Below are 1,148 nucleotides of genomic sequence, written 5' to 3' on the forward strand. Positions count from 1 at the left end.
TGTTTTCGAAAAAATCAGCCACCAACTAACGGAAAATTCAAATCTTATCAATAGCTTAGCTTGCAGGTTATGGGTAACTTATTTCGAAAACAGTACACTAGATTAAAGACATAAAATAACACTCACCCAATGCTAACTTTTAGAATTTAGAACCCACAAACCTCTTTAAAGCCACTTTAACTAAAAGCCACTACCTACCAAACAATTAATTACAAAATTTTTCGGCAACAAGTTGAGCATCCTCATCACATAAAGAATAACTTTTCGTGATTTCTACATTGTAGCCGACTCGCAAAAATTCATACGTACACAAAAAATGTCAAAATTTTAAATCCAACTGAGATACTCTCTACAAAACTCTGCCTCTAGTAAAAAAACAAGTCCGCCGAGGCAGACTTGAATAAGAGCATTTGATGCAGAACTCTACTCAAACAACAAAAATCAGGACAACTAATTTATGCCAGTACAGATTCAAGACCAATAAGATTTAATACCGTCAATTGTAGTCATAATTGATTGAATTGCCGTCACAACCTTGCTTGTACGACCAGCCAAACCATCAGCAGCATGGACAGCACTTTCAACACCCAAAAGTACTTTCCTAGCACTGCTAACCGCTTGTTTAGCATCAACCGTAGACGTTGTTAATATTGCCTGATCCATAGATTGAACAAGATCATTTATTTCTCGGTAAAGGCCTGGATCTAAATCCAGCAGCTTAACTATTTGAGACTTTACCAGCTCGAGACTTGCCTTATCCGAAAGCATCTGAGACCTATCCGAATACTCTTGACAAATGCATGCGGGCTTTTTACAAACGGGGCAGTTATCGAAATAGTAATCAATTAAACAGTCGGACAATGAAGCATTTTTTTGATGAATACCCCATGCAGATAAAAGCCAAGCGGTAACATCGGCCAACTCCTCCTCTAAACCAACAGTAATCCCAGTTTTTCTAAAATTTGAATAGGCCTCATGCACTTCACCCAGCTCTTCGAAAAGTCTTGCAAAATGGTAAAAGCTTCCGTATGCATTCCATATGGCTTTATTCGCGGGATAGATTACTGATATAATTACGACACCGTTATCTAGTGTACTGTTTTCGAAATAAGTTACCCATAACCTGCAAGCTAAGCTATTGATAAGAT

Annotated in this window: 1 protein-coding gene; it reads right to left on the bottom strand. The window is 37.7% G+C overall.

Features of this window, described 5'->3' with window-relative positions:
- Nucleotides 1-471 precede the first annotated feature (471 nt).
- The coding region (locus tag DW49_RS1000000132920; RefSeq protein ID WP_161780207.1) for a nucleoside triphosphate pyrophosphohydrolase family protein at nt 472-1,148 on the bottom strand (677 nt) is incomplete at its 5' end.

The sequence above is a fragment of the Pseudomonas avellanae BPIC 631 genome (assembly GCF_000444135.1).
Classification (GTDB): domain Bacteria; phylum Pseudomonadota; class Gammaproteobacteria; order Pseudomonadales; family Pseudomonadaceae; genus Aquipseudomonas; species Aquipseudomonas avellanae.